The organism is Microbacterium dauci (genome assembly GCF_030065535.1).
Taxonomy (GTDB): domain Bacteria; phylum Actinomycetota; class Actinomycetes; order Actinomycetales; family Microbacteriaceae; genus Microbacterium; species Microbacterium dauci.
In genome coordinates, this window is sequence record NZ_JASJND010000002.1 from 176,812 (window position 1) to 194,512 (window position 17,701).

The following is a 17,701-nucleotide window of genomic DNA, read 5'->3' on the forward strand; positions in this document are numbered from 1 at the left end:
CGACGGATGCCGCGCTTACGCGTCGGCCTCCTGCACTGAGAGCGCACGCTCGACGCCCGCCAGGTTCTCACTGACGAGGCGGCGGAGCGCCGCGGGCGCCGCGACGTTCGCCGCGAGCCACGCGCGCGTGGCGTCACGGAGCTCGACGTTGGCGAGGGTCGAGGGGTACAAGCCGACGATGAGGTACTGCGCGATCTGGTAGGTCCGCGACTCCCACACCGGCAGCAGCATGTCGAAGTAGGCATCGACGAACGAGCTGAGTGCGTCGACACCGGCCGGGTGGATGAACCCGAGCGCGGCAGACCGGACGACGGTGTTCGGGAGGTCGGCCTTCTCGACGAGCGATGCCCACGCGTCGCGCTTCGCCGCGACGGTGGGGAGCGCGGCGCGAGCCTGCGCGGCGAACTCGCCGCCCTTCGCCGTGTTGTCGGCGGCCAGCGCCTCGTCGATCTCGGCACCACCGACGACGCCGCCGGCGGCGAGGGAGACCAGGAGCGCCCACGACAGGTCGGCGTCGATCTCGAGGCCGGGCAGTGCGACGGCGCCCGAGCGGAGCTCGCCCACACGACGCCACTGGTCCGCCGTGGCCGCTGCGGATGCGAACGCGGTCACGAACTGCAGCTGGCTGTCGCTGCCTTCCTCGGCCGCCTGCGCGAGGGCCCAGAGGCCTTCGGCGACGCGCTCGCGCGCGGCATTCCGGGTCTCGGGCGCGACGTAGGCGTTCGCCGCGAGCTGGAGCTGCGCGAGCGTCGTGCGGACGGTCGTCGACTCGGTCTCACTGCCGATGTTGCGGAGCACCAGGTCGATGTAGTCGGTCGCGGATGCCTCGGCGTCGCGCGTCTGGTCCCAGGCGGCACCCCACACGAGCGACCGTGCGAGCGGGTCGGAGATGTCCGAAAGGTGCTCGATGGCGGTACGGAGTGAGCGCTCGTCGAGTCGGATCTTCGCGTACGCGAGGTCGTTGTCGTTGAGCAGGACGAGGTCGGGCTGGGTGAGGCCCTTGAGCTCGGCCACCTCGGTGAGATCGCCGTCGACGTCGAGTTCGACGTAGTGCGTCCGTACAAGGTCGCCCATGAGCGAGTAGAAACCCACGCCGAGACGGTGCGGACGGATCGTCGGATAGTCGGCGGGCGCGGTCTGGACGATTGCGAAGCGCGTGATCATCCCGTCGGCGTCGACCCGGATGTCGGGGGAGAGGGTGTTCACGCCCGCCGTCTCGAGCCACTTCTTCGACCAGGAGGTCAGCTCCCGACCGCTGGTCGCCTCAAGCTCGACGAGGAGGTCGCTGAGTTCGGTGTTGCCCCACGCGTGCTTGCGGAAGTACGCGGAGACGCCTGCGAAGAACTCCTCGATGCCCACCCACGCGGCGAGCTGCTTGAGGACCGAGCCGCCCTTGGCGTACGTGATGCCGTCGAAGTTGACCTGGACGTCTTCGAGGTCGTTGATCTCGGCGAAGACCGGGTGCGTCGAGGGGAGCTGGTCCTGACGGTAGGCCCAGGACTTCTCCATGGCGTTGAAGGTCGTCCACGCCTCGGTCCACTCGGTGGCCTCGGCCGTCGCGATCGTCGACGCCCACTCGGCGAACGACTCGTTCAGCCAGAGGTCGTTCCACCACTTCATGGTGACGAGGTCGCCGAACCACATGTGCGCGAGCTCGTGGAGGATCGTGACCACGCGCCGTTCTTTGACCGCGTCGGTGACCTTCGAGCGGAAGACGTAGGTCTCTGTGAAGGTGACCGCTCCGGCGTTCTCCATCGCGCCCGCGTTGAACTCCGGGACGAACAGCTGGTCGTACTTCGCGAACGGGTAGGGGACGCCGAACTTCTCCTCGAAGTAGGCGAAGCCCTGACGGGTCTTGTCGAAGACGTAGTCGGCGTCGAGGTACTGCCAGAGGCTCTTGCGGGCGTAGACGCCGAGCGGGATGACACGGCCGTCCGCACTCGTGAGCTCCGAGAACGTCTGCTGGTACGGACCGGCGACGAGGGCCGTGATGTACGACGAGATCCGCGGCGTCGGCTCGAACGACCACGTGGCCACACCGTCGCCCGCAGGCGTCGGTTCGGGCGTGGGGGAGTTGGAGACGACCTTCCACGCGGCCGGGGCGGTGACCGTGAACTGGAACGTCGCCTTGAGGTCGGGCTGCTCGAAGACCGCGAACACGCGGCGCGAGTCGGGCACCTCGAACTGCGAGTAGAGGTACACCTCGCCGTCGACGGGGTCGACGAAGCGGTGCAGGCCCTCGCCGGTGTTCGTGTACTCGCAGTCGGCGTCGACGACGAGCTCGTTCTCGGCAGCGAGGTCGGTCAGTGCGATGCGCGAGTCGGCGAACGCAGCGGTGTCGACCGGCGCGCCGTTGAGCGTGATCGAGCGGATGCCGCGGGCGATGAGGTCGACGAACGTCGACGAACCCTCGGTGGCCGAGAAGCGGATCGTGGTCCGCGACGAGAAGACCTCGTCGCCGGTGGTCAGGTCGAGCGCGATCTCGTACGAGTGCGTCTCGACGATCGCGCGTCGCTCCTGCGCTTCGCTGCGGGTGAGGTTCTCTCCAGGCACGTGCGTGTCTCCCAGGGGTGAGGGGTGGATACCGCCGATGGGCGCTGCTGGCGCCGGCGACAACCCTGCAAGCCTACGCCGGGCGGGCGCCTGCGCGTGTGCGCGGCGTCCCTAGAATCGTGACATGCGCATCCATATCGCGACCGACCACGCCGGGCTCGAGTTCTCGACCCGACTGCAGCACCACCTCGCTGGCGCGGGCCACGAGGTCGTGGACCACGGACCGATCGAGTACGACGCCCTCGACGACTACCCGTCCTTCTGCATCCGCGCCGCCCAGGCCGTCGTGCGCGATCAGGCCGCTGGCATCGAGGCCCTCGGCGTCGTCTTCGGCGGCAGTGGAAACGGCGAGCAGATCGCGGCGAACAAGGTGCGCGGCATCCGAGCGGCGCTCGTCTGGAACCTGTCGACGGCCGAACTCGCCCGCGAGCACAACGATGCGAACGTCATCGCGATCGGCGCCCGTCAGCACTCGTTCGAGGAGGCGGCCTCGTTCATCGACCGCTTCATCGCCACGGCGTTCACCGGCGAGGAGCGTCACGCCCGCCGCATCGGCCAGCTCGCCGCGTACGAGACCGACGGCTCGCTCCAGCCCGACCCCCGCGCGACGAGCGCCGACGTCCTCGACGCGTCCGAGTCGTTCGACCCGGAAGCGGGCTGATGCCCGAGGGTCACTCCGTCCATCGGATCGCCCGGCAGTTCTCCCACAACTTCGTCGGCAGGGCCGTCGCCGCGTCGAGCCCTCAGGGGCGATTCGCGGAGGGTGCCGCGCTCCTGGATGGACGAGTGCCGTCGCTCGTGCGCGCCGTCGGCAAGCAGATGTTCATGTCCTTCGACGACGACCTGTGGCTGCGGGTGCACCTCGGCATCTACGGCGCGTGGGACTTCGCGGGCGAGATCACGCTCGATCCTACGATCGCGTCGGCGAATGGCCGGATGGGCCAGACGAACCAGCGCGGCACCGACCCGGTCTTCGACGACGCGGGGGAGAACTCGCTCACCTCCATCGGCGCGCCCAGGCGTGCCCGCGGCGCGGTGCGGATGAGCGAGCAGACCAAGTCGCGCGAGGACGACACGGATGCCACGTGGCCGCCGCCCGTCGTGGGACAGGTGCGGCTGCGCCTCCTCACCGACGTCACCTGCGCCGACCTCCGCGGGCCGACCGCGTGCCAGATCCAGACCGCCGACGAGATGCTCGCCACGGTGGCGGCGCTCGGCCCGGACCCGCTCGTCGACGACATCGCCGTGGGGGAGGAGCGCTTCGTCACCGCGGTCGCGAAGAAGCCGACGGCGATCGGGCAGCTCCTCATGGACCAGAAGGTCGTGAGCGGGATCGGCAACGTCTACCGCGCCGAGATGCTGTTCCGCGCGAACCTCAATCCTCACACCCCAGGGCGGGACGTCCCGATGGAGGTCGTCCGCGGGCTCTGGCGCGACTGGGTCGTGCTGTTGCAGGTCGGTGTGGAGACCGGGCAGATGATGACGATGGACGGGCTCGACGCCGACGGCTATCGCCGGGCGATGGCGAGTCGCGACGACCGGCACTGGGTGTACCACCGCGCAGGGTTGCCCTGTCGTGTGTGCGGCACCGAGATCGTCCTCGAGGAGATGGCTGCACGCAAGCTGTACTGGTGCCCGCGGTGCCAGGCATGACCCACCACGCAGTCGCACGGAGCGCACGATGAGACAGAACCCGAGTTTCGCTTTCACCGACACGGCCGAGCTGCGCCGCGTCATCGCCGAGCACCCCTGGGTCACGCTCGTGAGCCACACCGACGACGGCCTGGTCGCCTCTCACTACGCGGTCCTGCTCGACGAGGATCGCGACGACCTCACTATCGTCGGCCACGTCGGACGGCCCGACGACATGATCCACGGCCTGGGCGAGCGGGAGCTCCTCGTCGTGGTCCAAGGGCCGCACGGGTACATCTCGCCGGGGTGGTACGGCGACGTGGCATCCGTCCCGACCTGGAATTTCGTGTCGATCCATCTCGCCGGCGTCCCCGAGATCCTCACGCCCGAGGAGAACCTCGACGTCCTCGAGCGCCTCGTCGAGCGGTTCGAGTCGTCGATGCCGACGCCGCGCCCGATGTGGGAGGCCCCGAACGACCCGGACTTCGTGCGGAAGCTCGAGCGCGGGACCGTCGGCTTCCGGCTGACGCCGACGCGCGTGGTCGCGAAGCGCAAGCTCAGCCAGAACAAGTCCGACGAGGTCGTCGATACCGTCATCGCCGAATTGGAGGCGGGCGGTTCGCCGTACGCCGATCACCGCCTCGCCGGCGAGATGCGTCGCGCGCACGACGCGCTGCGTTCGGCCCGGGAGGGCCGAGCATGAGCCTCGCGCAGGGTGATGGCGTCGACGTCATCAGCGGAGTCCGTCTCACCGGTGCCGAACGGCTCGACCCGTTCGGCACCGATCCGGTCGACCTCCATCTGGCAGACGGCCTCATCGCCGACATCGCGCCGGTGGGCGCCCTGCCTGCGCGGGGCCGCGTCGTCGACGGCACCGGCGGGTGGGTCGTCCCCGGGCTCTGGGACCACCACATCCACACGGTCCAGTGGGCACTCGTCGCCCAGCGCGTCGACCTCGGCGGTGCCGGCAGCGCGGCCGAGGCTGTGGCCGTCATGCGCACGGCACCGGTGCTCGACGACGGTCGGCGGGTCGGCACGGGCTTCCGCGATGCCTTCTGGGCCGACGCGCCGACCTTGGAAGCCTTGGATGCCGCGACCGGCGAGGTGCCGACATACCTCATCAATGCCGACGTCCACAGCGTCTGGATGAACTCCGCCGCGCTGCGACGCGAGGGCATGTCTGCGCCCGACGGCGTCGTCCGAGAAGAGCCCGCCTTCGAGGTCTCGCGGCGCCTGAACCTCGTCGACCCGGCGGTCGCCGACCGCCTCGTCACCGAGTCGCTCGCCCGCGCCGCGGCACGCGGTGTCACGGGCATCGTCGACCTCGACATGGCGTGGAACGTCGAGGGCTGGACACGGCGGCTCGAGCGCGGGTTCGACCTCACGCGCGTCTCGTTCGGCGTCTACCCGGCCCTGCTCGAACGGGCGATCGCCGAGGGACTCCGGACCGGCGACGCCCTCGATGCGGCCGGGCTCGTGCGGGTCGGGTCGCTGAAGGCCATCACCGATGGCTCCCTCGGCACGCGCACTGCCGCGTGCTCGCACCACTACCCGGGCGACCCCGGCAACTTCGGCCTGCTGACCGTGCCGCCGGACGAGCTTGTAGCGCTGATGACGAGAGCGACCGGTGCGGGCCTCACCTGCGCGATCCACGCGATCGGCGACGTGGCGAACTCGCACGCGCTCGACGCCTTCGCGACCACCGGCGCGACCGGCACGATCGAGCACGCCCAGCTCGTCGCCCACGTCGACATCCCGCGCTTCGGCCGCCTCGGCGTCGCCGCGAGCGTCCAGCCGGAACACGCGATCGACGACCGCGACCTCACCGACACCATCTGGGCTTCGCAGACGGCGCAGCCGTACCCGCTCCGCGCTCTCGCCGACGCGGGCGCGAACTTGCTGTTCGGCTCCGATGCGCCGGTCTCGCCGCTCGATCCGTGGGCGGCGATGGCCGCCGCGGTGCACCGGACCCGCGACGGCCGCGCACCGTGGCGCCCTGACCAGGCACTCGACGCGGGCACCGCGCTCGCGGCATCCACCGCCGGCGGCTCGGAGACGGGCTCGGCCCTGGAACCCGGGATGACGGCCGACCTCGTGCTGATCGACCGCGACCCCCTGACCGCCGACGAGCCGGCGCTCCGGGGCACTCGCGCGCACGCGACGTTGCTCGCCGGCCGTCTCACGCACCTGGACATCTGATGCGCATCACGACCGACGGTAGGTTCGAGCCATGACCGTCGCAGCCGCTGCCAGCATCATCACCGTGTCGGGAGCGACGCCCGTCGTCCCGGCGACGGCCTTCGTCGCGGCCGGCGCTCGGATCGTCGGCGACGTGACCCTGGGGGAACAGTCGAGCGTCTGGTACAACGCGGTGCTGCGCGGTGACAGTGCGGCGATCACGGTAGGTGCGCGCAGCAACCTGCAGGACAACGTCTCGGTGCACGTCGATGCCGGGCACGCCGTGGTGATCGGCGACGACGTGTCGGTCGGACACAACGCCGTCGTGCACGGATGCCGCATCGGCGACGGATCCCTCATCGGCATGGGCAGCGTCATCCTCTCCGGTGCCGAAATCGGGGCCGGGTGCCTGATCGCAGGCGGCGCCGTCGTCCTCGGTGGCACGATCGTCCCCGACGGATCGCTCGTCGCGGGCGTTCCGGCGAAGGTGCGTCGCCCACTCACCGATGAAGAGCGGGCGGGTCTCCTCCGCAACGCCGCCGTCTACCTCGCGCACCTCGAGGCGCACGCCGCCGCCGAATGAGCCGGCCGGGCCCCGCGCCACTCCTTCCAATCTGGCTGGCGCTCCCGATTGCGATCATCGCCGGCGCGCTGTTCGACCTCGCCTTCCCGGACGTCGGTATCTGGCAGCTCGCCTTCCCGGCCGCCGCCCTCGCGCTCCTCACACTGATCGGCCGCTCGGTGGGCGGGGGCATGCTCGTCGGCGCAGTGTTCTCGGCGTCGTTCTACCTTCTGCACATCGAGTGGATCACCCGCTACCTCGGCGTGATCCCCTGGTTCGCGCTCGCGGGCATTGAAACGCTCCTGAACGCGATCACGGCGCCGCTGCTCGTCCTCGCGTATCGATGGATGCCACGACTCGCGCCGGGCCCGTGGGTGCGGGTCCTGGCGCTGCCGGCGCTCATCGCGGCGCTGTGGACCGCACGCGAGCAGTTCCTCGGTTCGTGGCCCTACACGGGCTTCCCATGGGGAAGAGTCGGGATGAGCCAGTCCGAGGGTCCGCTGGCGGAGCTCGCATCGTGGGTCGGCGTCAGCGGCCTCACGTTCGCGATGGTGTTCGTTGCGGCGGCGGCGATCGAGGCGACCCGGCTGCGTGTGTGGCGACGTCTGACGCTCGGGATCCCCGCTGCGGCCATGCTCCTGATTCTCGCCGTCATTCCGCAGTTCCCCACGGCCGATGCCGGGACGATGCGGGTCGGCGCTGTCCAAGGCAACGGCCCGTCCGGCTACTTCGACGAACGCGAGCCGTACGCGATCTTCCAAGCCCAGCTGGACGCCACCGCCCCGGTGCTCGACGCGGACATCGACCTGCTCCTCTGGCCCGAGGGCGGGATCGACGCCGACCCGCTCGCGAACACCTCCGTCGCGCGAGCGCTGGGCGATCTCGCGACCCGGGTCGACGCACCGTTGCTGGTGAATGCCGCCACCGAGCGCGGCGAGGACATCTACAACACCTCGATGCTCTGGAATCCGGGAGCCCTCGAACCATCCGCACTGCACGACAAGCGCAACCCGGTGCCGATGGGGGAGTACGTACCCGATCGGTGGTTCTTCGAGGCGATCGTGCCGGACCTCATCGGCCTCATCCAACGCGAGTACACGCCGGGGACGAACGCGCCGTTCATGGACGTGGACGGCGTCGGCGTCGGCCTCGCGATCTGCTTCGACGTCATCTACGACGAGGTGATCCGGGAGAGCGTGCAGGACGGTGCGCAGGTGCTGATGTTCCAGACGAACAACGCGGACTTCCGCGGCACCGACGAGAACCTCCAGCAACTCGGGTTCGCCCGAATGCGGGCGATCGAGACCGGTCGTGCCGTCGTGAACGTATCCACCGTCGGGACGAGTCAGGTCATCGCGCCCGATGGATCGGTCATGGACGCGCTCGGCGTCGATGAGGCCGGCGCGCTCGTGGTCGATGTCCCACTCCGGACGGGGCTCACCGCCGGGGTCGTCCTCGGACCGGCCGTACAGTGGCTCCTCGGCTGGCTCTCGCTCCCCGTTCTCGCAGCGCTCGGGGTCATCCTCCGGCTGCGCGGGCGCACGAAAGCGGCGCCGCCCGCGGAGGACGGCGCCGCTGAAGTGTGAGTGTCAGGCGCTCAGGCGCTCGCCACGACGTGCCCGCAGCAGTGCGAGGCGCTCTTCGAGCAGTTCCTCGAGCTCGGGAATCGTCCGGCGTTCCATGAGCATGTCCCAGTGGGTGCGGGCTGCCTTGTCGCCCGAGTGGTCGACCTCGGCGACGGTGTCGCCGATCCGACGAAGGGCCTCGGAACCGCAAGTGCGGCATTCCCAGGCCTCAGGGACCTCTGCGTCAGCCGCAAAGGTCATCACCGTCTCACGCTCGCACTGCGTGCAGACGTACGTGTGGTTGGTGCGCTCCACGAACACGACGCCTTCTTCGCTCTGTAGGCTCGAAGCGCCGAGTCGCATGCCGCGCAGGCTGCGATCTGCCATTGTGTGGTCCTCTCGGTCGTCCTCAGGTATAACGAACTCACCTGTGGACTTCATCCGAACGGGTGCCCCGATGCCCCTGATTCACAGGGGACGCCCAGCAGCCCGAGGTAAATACGCCGGGCGTGTCGGCGGGCTTCAACGGCCGTTGATGGCCGCCATCGCGAGATCGGCGCGATCCGTAACGATCCCGTCGACGCCGCGTGCCAGGAGCGCCCGCATCTTGGCCGGCTCGTTCACGGTCCAGACGTGCACTTCGACGCCGGCATCGTGTGCCCCTGCGATGAACCGAGGTGTGATGATGCGGATGCCGCGGTGGCGCTCCGGCACCTGCAGGGCATCGACCTCGTGCAGCCCGCTCCGCGCAAGCCCGGTGAGGCCGGTCCGGAGTCCCAGGAGGATCCGAGCGAGGGTCTTCGACCCTGCGGATGTGGCGGGCGCGCCGCCCCGCTCGCGTGCCGCGGCCAGCGCGGCGCGGCGACGTGCATCGTCGAAGCTCGTGAGCAGCACCCGGTCAGCATGGCGCGCGATGACATGGCCGGCTGGGACCGCCGCGGCATCCGCCTTCACATCGAGGTTGAACCGCGCGTCCGGGAACGCGTCGAGCGCATCGCGCAGGGTGGCGAGGCCGCCCCGGGTGGCCATGATCTGCTCGAGCTCGCGCGCCGTCACGTCAGCCACCGGTCGGGGGTCTCCGGTCACCCGACGCAGATCGGCATCGTGGAAGAGCACCACCTCACCGTCCGCGGTGAGGTGGCAGTCGGACTCCAGGTACGGCGTCCCAGCCGCGCGCCCCGCAGCCAACGCGGCGACCGAGTTCTCGACGACGCCCTCGGAGTCCGGCGGGACGAATCCGCGGTGCGCGAGGACGCGGGGGAGCGGGGAACCGGAGAACCAGGGATGGGTCACACCTTCATCCTGACCGCCAGCTCCGCCCGTGCGCCACCGATGGGGGTGAACACCCGGTTGATAGGGTCGGAGATGCTCGAGCCACAGCTCGCACCACCCCCACACCTCGCAGGAGATCGTCATGTCGCAGCCCCTTCCCTCCGGTTCCCTCACGGGGAAGACCGCCCTCGTGACCGGCTCGTCGCGCGGCATCGGGGCCGACACCGCGCGCTACCTCGCCCAGGCCGGCGCGAACGTCGTCATCAACTTCCGGAACAAGGCGCCCCGTGCCGAGAAGCTCGCGACCGAGCTGCGCGAGCTCGGCGTGCAGGTGCTCACCGTCGGCGCCGACCTCACCGATGCGGCATCCGTGCAGGCGATGTTCCAGTCGGTCGGCGAGACCTTCGGCAGCCTCGACGTTCTCGTCCTGAACGCCTCGGGAGGCATGGAAGGCGGCATGGCTGCCGACTACGCGCTCACGCTCAACCGCGACGCCCAGGTGGGCGTCCTCGAGGCTGCGCTTCCGCTGATGGCGGCCGGCAGCCGTGTCGTGTTCGTCACGAGCCACCAGGCGCACTTCATCGAGACCACGCCCACGATGCCCGAGTACGAGCCCGTCGCCCGCTCGAAGCGCGCCGGTGAAGACGCACTCCGCGCACGGATTCCCGCGCTCACGGACGCGGGCGTCGAGTTCGTCGTGGTGTCGGGCGACATGATCGAGGGCACCATCACTGCCACGCTGCTCGAACGCGCCAACCCCGGCGCGATCGAGGCCCGCCGCGAGAGCGCCGGAAAGCTCTACAACGTGTCGGAGTTCGCCGCGGAGGTCGCGCTCGCGACGATCGAACCGGTACCCGCCGACAACACCAAGCTCATCGGCGACGTGAGCTCGTTCGGCGCCTGAACATGCGGCCCACCGACATCCAGACCCTCGTCTCCGTCGGCCGCCCGACGATCCACCCCGACGGCGAGTTCGCCGTGTTCGCGACGTCGCGGCCCGACGTTGCCGCGAACCGGAACGTCGGGCAGCTGTGGCGCGTCGACCTGCCGGCGGGCACGCCGCGCAGGCTCACGCAGGGCGTCGCCGACGCATCGCCACGCATCTCGCCCGACGGCACGACCATCGCGTTCGTGCGCGCCGACGCGGGCGGCAAGCCGCAGATCTTCGTGATCCCGGCGGGCGGTGGCGAGCCCGTGCAGGCGACCGCCGCTCCCGGTGGCGTGTCGGCCTTCGCATGGTCGCCCGACAGCACCCGGTTCGCTTACCTTTCACGAGTGGTCGAAGAGGGACGCTATGGGAGCGTCGATGGACTGGATGCCGCGGCCGAAGCGCCGCGCCGTGTCACCGGTGTCCGGTGGCACGCGAACGGACTGGGCTATCTCGCCGACCGTCCTGCGCACGTGTTCGTGATCGACGCGCCGGCCACCGGCGCGGAACCGAGCTACGCGCCCGCTCCGGCGGTCGGCGTGCCCGGCGAGCGTCGCATCGTCGCGGCCGAAGCCCGCCAGCTGACGACCGGATCGGCATCGCACAGTGGTGTCGTCTTCACTCGCGACGGACTCGAGGTGCTCACCGCACCCGAGGAGATCGAGTTGGATCGCCGAGACCTGCGCTCGAGCCTCGTCGCAATCTCGATCGAGACGGGTGCCGTCCGTGACGTTCTCTCGCCGAGCGCGAATCTCTCGCTCACCGACGTGACGGTCGCCGCGGACGGGACAGTGGCCGTGCTCGCATCGAGCGTCGGAGACGACGGCGTCGACTTCATCGCCCCCGGTGTCGGACTCTGGGTCATCGGAGCAGACGGCCCGCAGTCGCTCACTGATCCCGAGTCCGTCGACCTCGGCGAGGTCGGGTCGCACGTGACGGCGGTCGGCGACGAGTTCCTCGTCCACCGTCGCACCCGCGGGCGGGTGCACCTCGAGCGCGTCGACCGCGCCGGCCGTCGCACCGTGCTCCTGAGCGGCGACGTCGAGGTGAACGGACACGCAGCCGGTGGTCGGCACATCGTGGCATCCGTCGCTCGACCCGACTCACTCGGGGAGCTCGAGCTGATCGGGACCGGCGCCCTCACGGCCTTCGCAGACCCGGCTCCGATCGTCGCCGCACCCGTCGAACTCGAGATCAGCGGCCGCGATGGCTATCCGGTGCACGGCTGGCTTGCAGCGCCCGCGGGGGAGGGGCCGCACCCGGTCATCCTCATGATCCACGGCGGACCGTATGCGCAGTACGGCATACACCTGTTCGACGAAGTGCAGACCCTCGTCGCCGCGGGATACGCCGTGGCGTACTGCAACCCGCGTGGCGCCGCCGGCTACGGACGGGTGCACGGGCGCAGCATCCGTCATCGGATGGGGACACTCGATCTCCATGATGTGCTCGACTTCCTGGACGGTGCGATCGCCTCCGACGAACGACTCGACGCAGCGCGAGTCGGCATCATGGGCGGGTCCTACGGCGGCTACCTGACGGCGTGGATCATCGCGCATGAGCACCGGTTCGCGGCCGCGATCGTCGAGCGAGGCTTCCTCGACCCGATCTCATTCGCCGGGACGAGCGACATCGGCTCGTTCTTCGGCCACGAGTACGTCGGCGAAGATCCTGCGCAGATCGCTGCACAGAGCCCGATGGCGGTTGTGGGGCAGGTCACGACACCGACGCTCGTCGTGCACTCCGAACTCGACTTCCGCTGCCCGCTCGAGCAGGCGACCCGCTACTACAGTGCGCTCAAGCGGCAGGGCACCGCTGCGGAGATGCTCGTCTTCCCGGGCGAGGATCACGAGCTGACTCGGTCCGGGCAGCCCCGCCACCGGGTGGAGCGGTTCGACGCGGTGCTCGAGTGGTGGACGCGCCACCTGCCGGTCGACTGACCGCGCAGCGATCGGTCCCGGCACCCGTCAGCTGACAGGGGAGAGCAGGAGCACGACCAGGAAGAGGACGGGCACGCACCCGACCGTCGTGATGAACACGGTGTCGCGGGCGATCGTCTCGCCGGTCTGGTAGCGCTGCGCGTAGTTGAAGACGTTCTGCGCTGTCGGGAGCGCCGCGAGCACGGTCACGACCAGGATCTCGGTAGCCGAGAGTCGGAAGACGAAGGCCGCCAGCGCCCACGCCACCAGCGGCATAGCGAACAGTTTCAGCCCGCTGGCCAGGATGATGTCACGGCGCCGTCCGGACGGCCCGAGCACGCGCTGCCCGTTCAACGAGATGCCGTAACTGATCAGGAGCACCGGAACTGCGGCGTTCGCCAACAGGTGCAGCGGATCGACCACGATCGGCGGCAGGTCGATGCCGAGCGCGGCGACCGCCGTCCCGAGCGCCGACCCGAGGACGATCGGATTGGTGATCGTCCGCTTCAGGATGGGCCACGGGCGGCGCGAGCCGGTCGTCGTCGCGGCGTCCAGGATCGCCATGACGATCGGCGTGAGGATGAGCAGCTGGAAGAGGATGACGGGAGCCGGGAAGGCCGCGCTGCCGAGCACGTAGAGCGACAGGGGAATACCGATGTTGTTCGAGTTCACCTGTCCGGACGCGAGCGCGCCGATCACGATGTCACCTGTGCGCCGCTTCCACAACAGTCGGGCCGGGAGCGCGTAGACGATGAAGATCACGACTGCCGTCAACGCCGACACCGGAAGCAGGCCTGAGAAGAGCATCGCGACGTCCGCCTCGGACAGGACGACGAACAGGAGGAACGGGCTCAAGACGAAGAAGGTGAGCCGTCCGAGGATCGGGCCGGCGTTCGGGCCCAGCAGATCGATGCGGCCGATGATCCACCCGACGAGGATGGCGACACCGATCACCACGAAGCCCGTCAGCACGTCCAGCACGCTTCGAGACTACGACCGTTCGCACGCTTGCTCTGACGCCGGGGGAGTGGGTATCGTTTTTCGATAGATTCCGATCGAAGAAGGACGCCACCATGCCTCGACCCGCGATCACTGCCCTCCGGTTCGTCATCGCGCTGAGCCTCGTCGGCTCCGTGCTCGTGCAGACCGTGCTGATGACAGCGATCTGGTTCGACCTCGAGGCCGTCCCGCTCGGGCTGCGAATCACGGTCATCGCAATCTTCGAAGCGTGGGTCATCTGTCTCCAGGTGGTCGCTGTGTGCATCTGGCGACTGGCGGGGCTCGCGGCATCCGGCGCCGTGTTCACGACCGTCGCGTTCCGCTCCGTCGACATCGTGATCGGTGCCATCGGCGTCGCCGGTGTGCTCACCGCTGCGTTGGCGACGCTCATGGTCGGGGGAGCGGCGGCGCCGGGACTCGTGGGACTGGTGTACGGGGCCGCACTGGTCACCGGTGGCGTCGCACTCGTCGTCGTGGTGATGCGGATGCTACTGCGCCAGGCGGCCGACATGCGCGCCGAGCTCGCGGAGGTGGTCTGATGCCCATCGTCGTCGACATCGACGTGATGCTGGCGCGACGGAAGATGTCGGTCGGGGCGCTCGCCGACGCGATCGGCATCACGCCGGCGAACCTCGCGGTCCTGAAGAACGGTCGCGCTCGCGCGGTGCGGTTCTCGACACTCGATGCGCTGTGCGTGGCGCTGGAGTGCCAACCGTCGGATCTGCTCCGATGGGAGCCCGCCGAGAGCTCGGCATCGATACCGACAGCCTGAGACCCACGATGCGAGGATGGAGGAATGGACGCAACGAGACGGCGGCACACCCGCCGACGCATCCTCTCGTGGATCCCGATCTCGGTCGTGGCGCTCATCTGCGCCGGCTTCGTCGTCGGCGCGGTCACGATGCAGGATTCCTGGTGGACGGACCCCGAACCGACGGCTGCGGCCGACCAACGGACGCCGAAGGGCATGTCGATGTTCACCGGCACGGGCGTCGACTACCTGTCCCGGGAAGGCTTCGTCCGCATCGAGCTGCGTGACGGCGCCGAGACGGCGACGATGCTCGGGCTGGACGCCGACGGCACCCGCACGATCACGCCCATCGTGCCGGTCGACACGCTCGTCCTCGCCGAGGACGGCGTGCTCGATCTCGGCCTGGTGCGCGAGATCGTGATCGAGACCACGGACGATGCCGTCAGCGCCGTACACCTTCGCACGGACAACGACGGAGCGTGGACCGGCGCCTACGCGGAGGTCGCGACGGTCGCGACGGACTGGGGCTACACGGATGCCGATCTGGCGACGATGCGCGACACGTTGACCGACCGCGCACAAGACTCCCACGGCGATCCCTATGCGGCGACGCTCGACGACCGCACGCACCTCGGCGCCACGGTGTCCGCAGAGATCGCGGTGGATCAGCGCGCGGCATCCGTCACCGCGACGTTCACGATTCGTCCCTGACGCGCTTCACGCTGCATCCGATAATGCACATTATGTCAACTTACGTGAAGGCGCGCTCGGAGCAGGAGTAGCGTTGAGGCGTGTCAGCGCTCCCCGACCTCCGTTCCATCGGATGAGCGGGTCCTTACTCCGGGCGCACGCCGACGGCCCCGGCATCCGCGCGTGGATCATCTGGTGCACCGGCGTCGCCGCGTACGTTCTCGCCATCACGAACCGGACGTCCCTGTCGGCGGTCGGTGTCGACGCTGCCGAACGCTTCCAAGCAGATGCCGCGACCCTGTCGCTCTTCGCCGTCGTCCAACTCGCGGTGTACGGCGGCATGCAGATCCCTGTCGGTGTCCTGCTCGACCGCTACGGCTCACGCCCCATCATCACTGCGGGCATGATCCTGATGGCGTTGGGCCAGCTCACGATGGCCCTCTCCCCCAGCGTCGGCGTCGCGCTCGTCGCCCGCGTGCTGCTGGGTGCCGGCGATGCCGCGGTCTTCCCGGCCGTCCTGCGCCTCGTGGCGACGTGGTTCCCGGCACAGCGGGCTCCCGTGATGGTGCAACTGACCGGCATCCTCGGACAAGCGGGACAGCTGATCGCCGTCGTTCCGATCGCCGCCGTGCTGCACGCCACCAGTTGGTCGATCACCTTCGGCAGCATCGCGGGCCTCGGAGTGCTGTTCGCGATCCTCGTCTTCGCCGTGATCCGCAACCATCCACCGGAGGTCGACCGGGACGTCAGCGTCAACACCGACACCGGTGCGATCCGCGTCGTCACGTCGAGCATCGACACGGGCGTCGGCATCCGCGCCGCATGGGCGCACCCCGGTACGCGCCTCGCATTCTGGTCGCACTTCACGACGCCCTTCGCAGGCACGGCCTTCATGCTCCTCTGGGGTGTGCCGTACCTCACCGCCGGTGAAGGCAGATCGCTCCCCGAGGCGACGGGGCTGCTGACCGTCTTCGTCTTCACCGGAATGCTGATCGGTCCGGTGATCGGCGACCTCTCGCGGCGCATCCCCAACCAGCGTTCGCGGGCACTCGTCTTGCCGTCCGTGGCGGTGCAATTGCTCGCCTGGACCGTCGTCATCGTGTGGCCGGGGCCCGCTCCGTTGTGGCTCCTCGTCGCACTCGTGATCTCGCTGGCGCTCGGCGGACCGGCCTCGATGATCGCATTCGACCACGCGCGCACCCACAATCCGGCACATCGACTCAGCACAGCCACCGGACTCACCAACGCCGGCGGCTTCTTCGCCGCGCTCCTCGCGATCTTCGCAATCGGCGTGGCGCTCGACGTGCAGGGCGCGGGAACGCCGGAGACCTATCGCCTGGACGCATTCCGCATCGCGTTCCTGACACAGGTTCCGCTGTGGATCATCGGCGCGATCGGCATCTCGGTCGAGCGCCGCCGGACGCGCATCCGGATGGGCCTCGACGAACCGCGACGACCGCGACGCTGACACACGTGTGGCCCGATCCCCTCAGGACCGGGCCACACGGATCGTGGTCAGACGGTGCCGTCGCCCGAGGTGCGGGTCTCGGAGCGGGTGACCCGCTCCCCCGCCACCGGGTCGACGGTGCGCACGGTCGACTGCGTCGACCGACGCTTGGCCATCATCGCGATCCCGATGATGAAGACGAGGAATCCCGCTCCCATCAGGATGTATCCGATCATGTCGAGATCGACGACCTCGACGTCGACGTTCACGGCGAAGACGAGGATGGCGCCGATCACGAAGAGGACGATTCCGGTTCCGATGCTCATGAGCACACTCCCTTTCCGAGCCCTGACTCACTGAGCTCTGTGCCTCCATGATCGGGCAGGCGGATGCCGCTCCCCCAGGCTCTTGACAGTCGTGCCGGCGCTATGCCTGTCGGGGCGGCACAGTCAGCCAGTCGGCGAACTTCGGCTCTCGACCATCGCCGGACGACGTCCCGGTCAAACGCCGCTTGAGCCAGGGGCCGAGGTGCGCGCGGAAGTAGCTGCGCTCGTCGAGTCGGACCGTCTCGTCAGGCTCGCTCAGCGACCACCAGTCCTGTGGGGGCGTCTCCCCCAGCGCATCGATCACCCGCGCGGCGACTCGGTGGTGGCCACGTGTGTTCATGTGCAGTCGGTCGGCAGACCAGTACGAGGCATCCGACAGCTCGGCATCCGGCCAGTTGAAAGCCGTCACGATGCTCGGACGATCGATCAGCTGCGCCATCACGGCGTCGCTGAGCGCGTCGCCGCGACGCTGGATCAGGCGCCCCATCGGCAACTGTGCAGACGGATTCGCACCGGAGAGCACGATCGCGGTAACCCCTTCGTCAGCGCAACGCCGGAGCACACGCGAGAACGCGTGCGCGATCTTCGACACCGGCGTGCGCGGGCGCAGCATGTCGTTCCCGCCGCCGTTGAACGACAGGTGGGTGGGGCGGAGCGCGAGCGCACGCTCGAGCTGCTCGTCGATGATCGGGCGGATCAGCTTGCCGCGGATCGCGAGGTTCGCATACTCGATCGCCTCACCGCGGGAGTCCGCCCAACCCTGCGCAACGAGGTCCGCCCACCCGCGCACGGTCCCGTCGATCTCGTCGCCGACGCCCTCTGTGAACGAGTCGCCGATCGCGACGTACCGCACCGCTGCCACGCGCTCCAGCATACGAG

Annotated in this window: 18 protein-coding genes; 12 read left to right on the top strand and 6 right to left on the bottom strand. The window is 69.3% G+C overall.

Going from position 1 to position 17,701, the window contains the following annotated elements:
- Positions 1–15: 15 nt before the first annotated feature.
- Positions 16–2,553 carry an aminopeptidase N gene (pepN, locus tag QNI14_RS04425; RefSeq protein ID WP_283715122.1) on the bottom strand — a complete coding sequence of 846 codons (2,538 nt, stop codon included), beginning with the start codon at positions 2,551–2,553 and terminating at the stop codon, positions 16–18.
- Between the two features lie 124 nt (positions 2,554–2,677).
- Between pepN and QNI14_RS04430 the strand changes: the two genes are divergently transcribed.
- The 6 genes from QNI14_RS04430 to lnt are packed head-to-tail and all read left to right on the top strand — an operon-like array spanning position 2,678 to position 8,511.
- Positions 2,678–3,214, top strand: a complete 537-nt coding sequence (locus tag QNI14_RS04430; RefSeq protein WP_283715123.1) for a ribose-5-phosphate isomerase — start codon at positions 2,678–2,680, stop codon at positions 3,212–3,214.
- The gene (locus QNI14_RS04435) at positions 3,214–4,206 is read left to right on the top strand and encodes an Fpg/Nei family DNA glycosylase (RefSeq protein ID WP_283715124.1); all 993 of its coding nucleotides are present in this window, start codon (positions 3,214–3,216) and stop codon (positions 4,204–4,206) included. Before QNI14_RS04430 ends, QNI14_RS04435 begins: the two co-directional genes overlap by 1 nt.
- A 28-nt stretch (positions 4,207–4,234) precedes the next feature.
- Complete coding sequence (locus QNI14_RS04440; protein WP_283715125.1) at positions 4,235–4,888, top strand: FMN-binding negative transcriptional regulator; 654 nt, start codon at positions 4,235–4,237, stop codon at positions 4,886–4,888.
- Positions 4,885–6,384, top strand: coding sequence for an amidohydrolase (locus tag QNI14_RS04445; protein ID WP_283715127.1), 1,500 nt, complete (start codon positions 4,885–4,887; stop codon positions 6,382–6,384). The genes QNI14_RS04440 and QNI14_RS04445 overlap by 4 nt, the downstream gene beginning before the upstream one ends.
- 31 nt (positions 6,385–6,415) lie before the next feature.
- Positions 6,416–6,946, top strand: coding sequence for a gamma carbonic anhydrase family protein (locus QNI14_RS04450; protein ID WP_283715129.1), 531 nt, complete (start codon positions 6,416–6,418; stop codon positions 6,944–6,946).
- Positions 6,943–8,511: an apolipoprotein N-acyltransferase gene (gene lnt, locus QNI14_RS04455; RefSeq protein ID WP_283715130.1), complete on the top strand. Its 1,569-nt coding sequence runs from the start codon at positions 6,943–6,945 to the stop codon at positions 8,509–8,511. The genes QNI14_RS04450 and lnt overlap by 4 nt, the downstream gene beginning before the upstream one ends.
- 3 nt (positions 8,512–8,514) lie before the next feature.
- Here the strand turns inward: lnt and QNI14_RS04460 are convergent, their stop codons facing one another.
- The gene (locus QNI14_RS04460; RefSeq protein ID WP_283715131.1) at positions 8,515–8,877 is read right to left on the bottom strand and encodes an RNA polymerase-binding protein RbpA; all 363 of its coding nucleotides are present in this window, start codon (positions 8,875–8,877) and stop codon (positions 8,515–8,517) included.
- A gap of 135 nt (positions 8,878–9,012) precedes the next feature.
- Positions 9,013–9,783 carry a glycerophosphodiester phosphodiesterase family protein gene (locus QNI14_RS04465; RefSeq protein ID WP_283715133.1) on the bottom strand — a complete coding sequence of 257 codons (771 nt, stop codon included), beginning with the start codon at positions 9,781–9,783 and terminating at the stop codon, positions 9,013–9,015.
- A 121-nt stretch (positions 9,784–9,904) separates the two neighbouring features.
- Between QNI14_RS04465 and QNI14_RS04470 the strand changes: the two genes are divergently transcribed.
- Positions 9,905–10,666 carry an SDR family oxidoreductase gene (locus QNI14_RS04470; protein ID WP_283715134.1) on the top strand — a complete coding sequence of 254 codons (762 nt, stop codon included), beginning with the start codon at positions 9,905–9,907 and terminating at the stop codon, positions 10,664–10,666.
- 2 nt (positions 10,667–10,668) lie between these two features.
- Entirely contained in the window at positions 10,669–12,630 is a 1,962-nt protein-coding gene (locus QNI14_RS04475) for a S9 family peptidase (protein ID WP_283715136.1), read from the top strand.
- Between the two features lie 27 nt (positions 12,631–12,657).
- On the opposite strand, the gene QNI14_RS04480 is transcribed toward QNI14_RS04475, so the two are convergent.
- Positions 12,658–13,590: an AEC family transporter gene (locus QNI14_RS04480; protein ID WP_283715137.1), complete on the bottom strand. Its 933-nt coding sequence runs from the start codon at positions 13,588–13,590 to the stop codon at positions 12,658–12,660.
- A gap of 92 nt (positions 13,591–13,682) precedes the next feature.
- On the opposite strand from QNI14_RS04480, the gene QNI14_RS04485 reads away from it, so the two are divergent.
- From QNI14_RS04485 to QNI14_RS04500, 4 genes are all read left to right on the top strand, one after another.
- On the top strand, positions 13,683–14,147 hold the full coding sequence (locus QNI14_RS04485) for a DUF2975 domain-containing protein (protein ID WP_283715138.1): 465 nt from the start codon (positions 13,683–13,685) through the stop codon (positions 14,145–14,147).
- Complete coding sequence (locus QNI14_RS04490) at positions 14,147–14,380, top strand: helix-turn-helix domain-containing protein (protein WP_283715140.1); 234 nt, start codon at positions 14,147–14,149, stop codon at positions 14,378–14,380. The genes QNI14_RS04485 and QNI14_RS04490 overlap by 1 nt, the downstream gene beginning before the upstream one ends.
- Positions 14,381–14,404: 24 nt before the next feature.
- On the top strand, positions 14,405–15,070 hold the full coding sequence (locus QNI14_RS04495; RefSeq protein WP_283715141.1) for a hypothetical protein: 666 nt from the start codon (positions 14,405–14,407) through the stop codon (positions 15,068–15,070).
- 112 nt (positions 15,071–15,182) lie between these two features.
- Positions 15,183–16,517 carry an MFS transporter gene (locus QNI14_RS04500; protein WP_283715143.1) on the top strand — a complete coding sequence of 445 codons (1,335 nt, stop codon included), beginning with the start codon at positions 15,183–15,185 and terminating at the stop codon, positions 16,515–16,517.
- Between the two features lie 47 nt (positions 16,518–16,564).
- Here the strand turns inward: QNI14_RS04500 and QNI14_RS04505 are convergent, their stop codons facing one another.
- A complete protein-coding gene (locus QNI14_RS04505; RefSeq protein WP_283715144.1) occupies positions 16,565–16,822 on the bottom strand; it encodes a DUF6458 family protein in 258 nt (85 codons plus the stop codon).
- 100 nt (positions 16,823–16,922) lie between these two features.
- Positions 16,923–17,684 (bottom strand): SGNH/GDSL hydrolase family protein, encoded by a 762-nt coding sequence (locus QNI14_RS04510; protein ID WP_283715146.1) that lies wholly within the window; start codon positions 17,682–17,684, stop codon positions 16,923–16,925.
- Positions 17,685–17,701 lie beyond the last annotated feature (17 nt).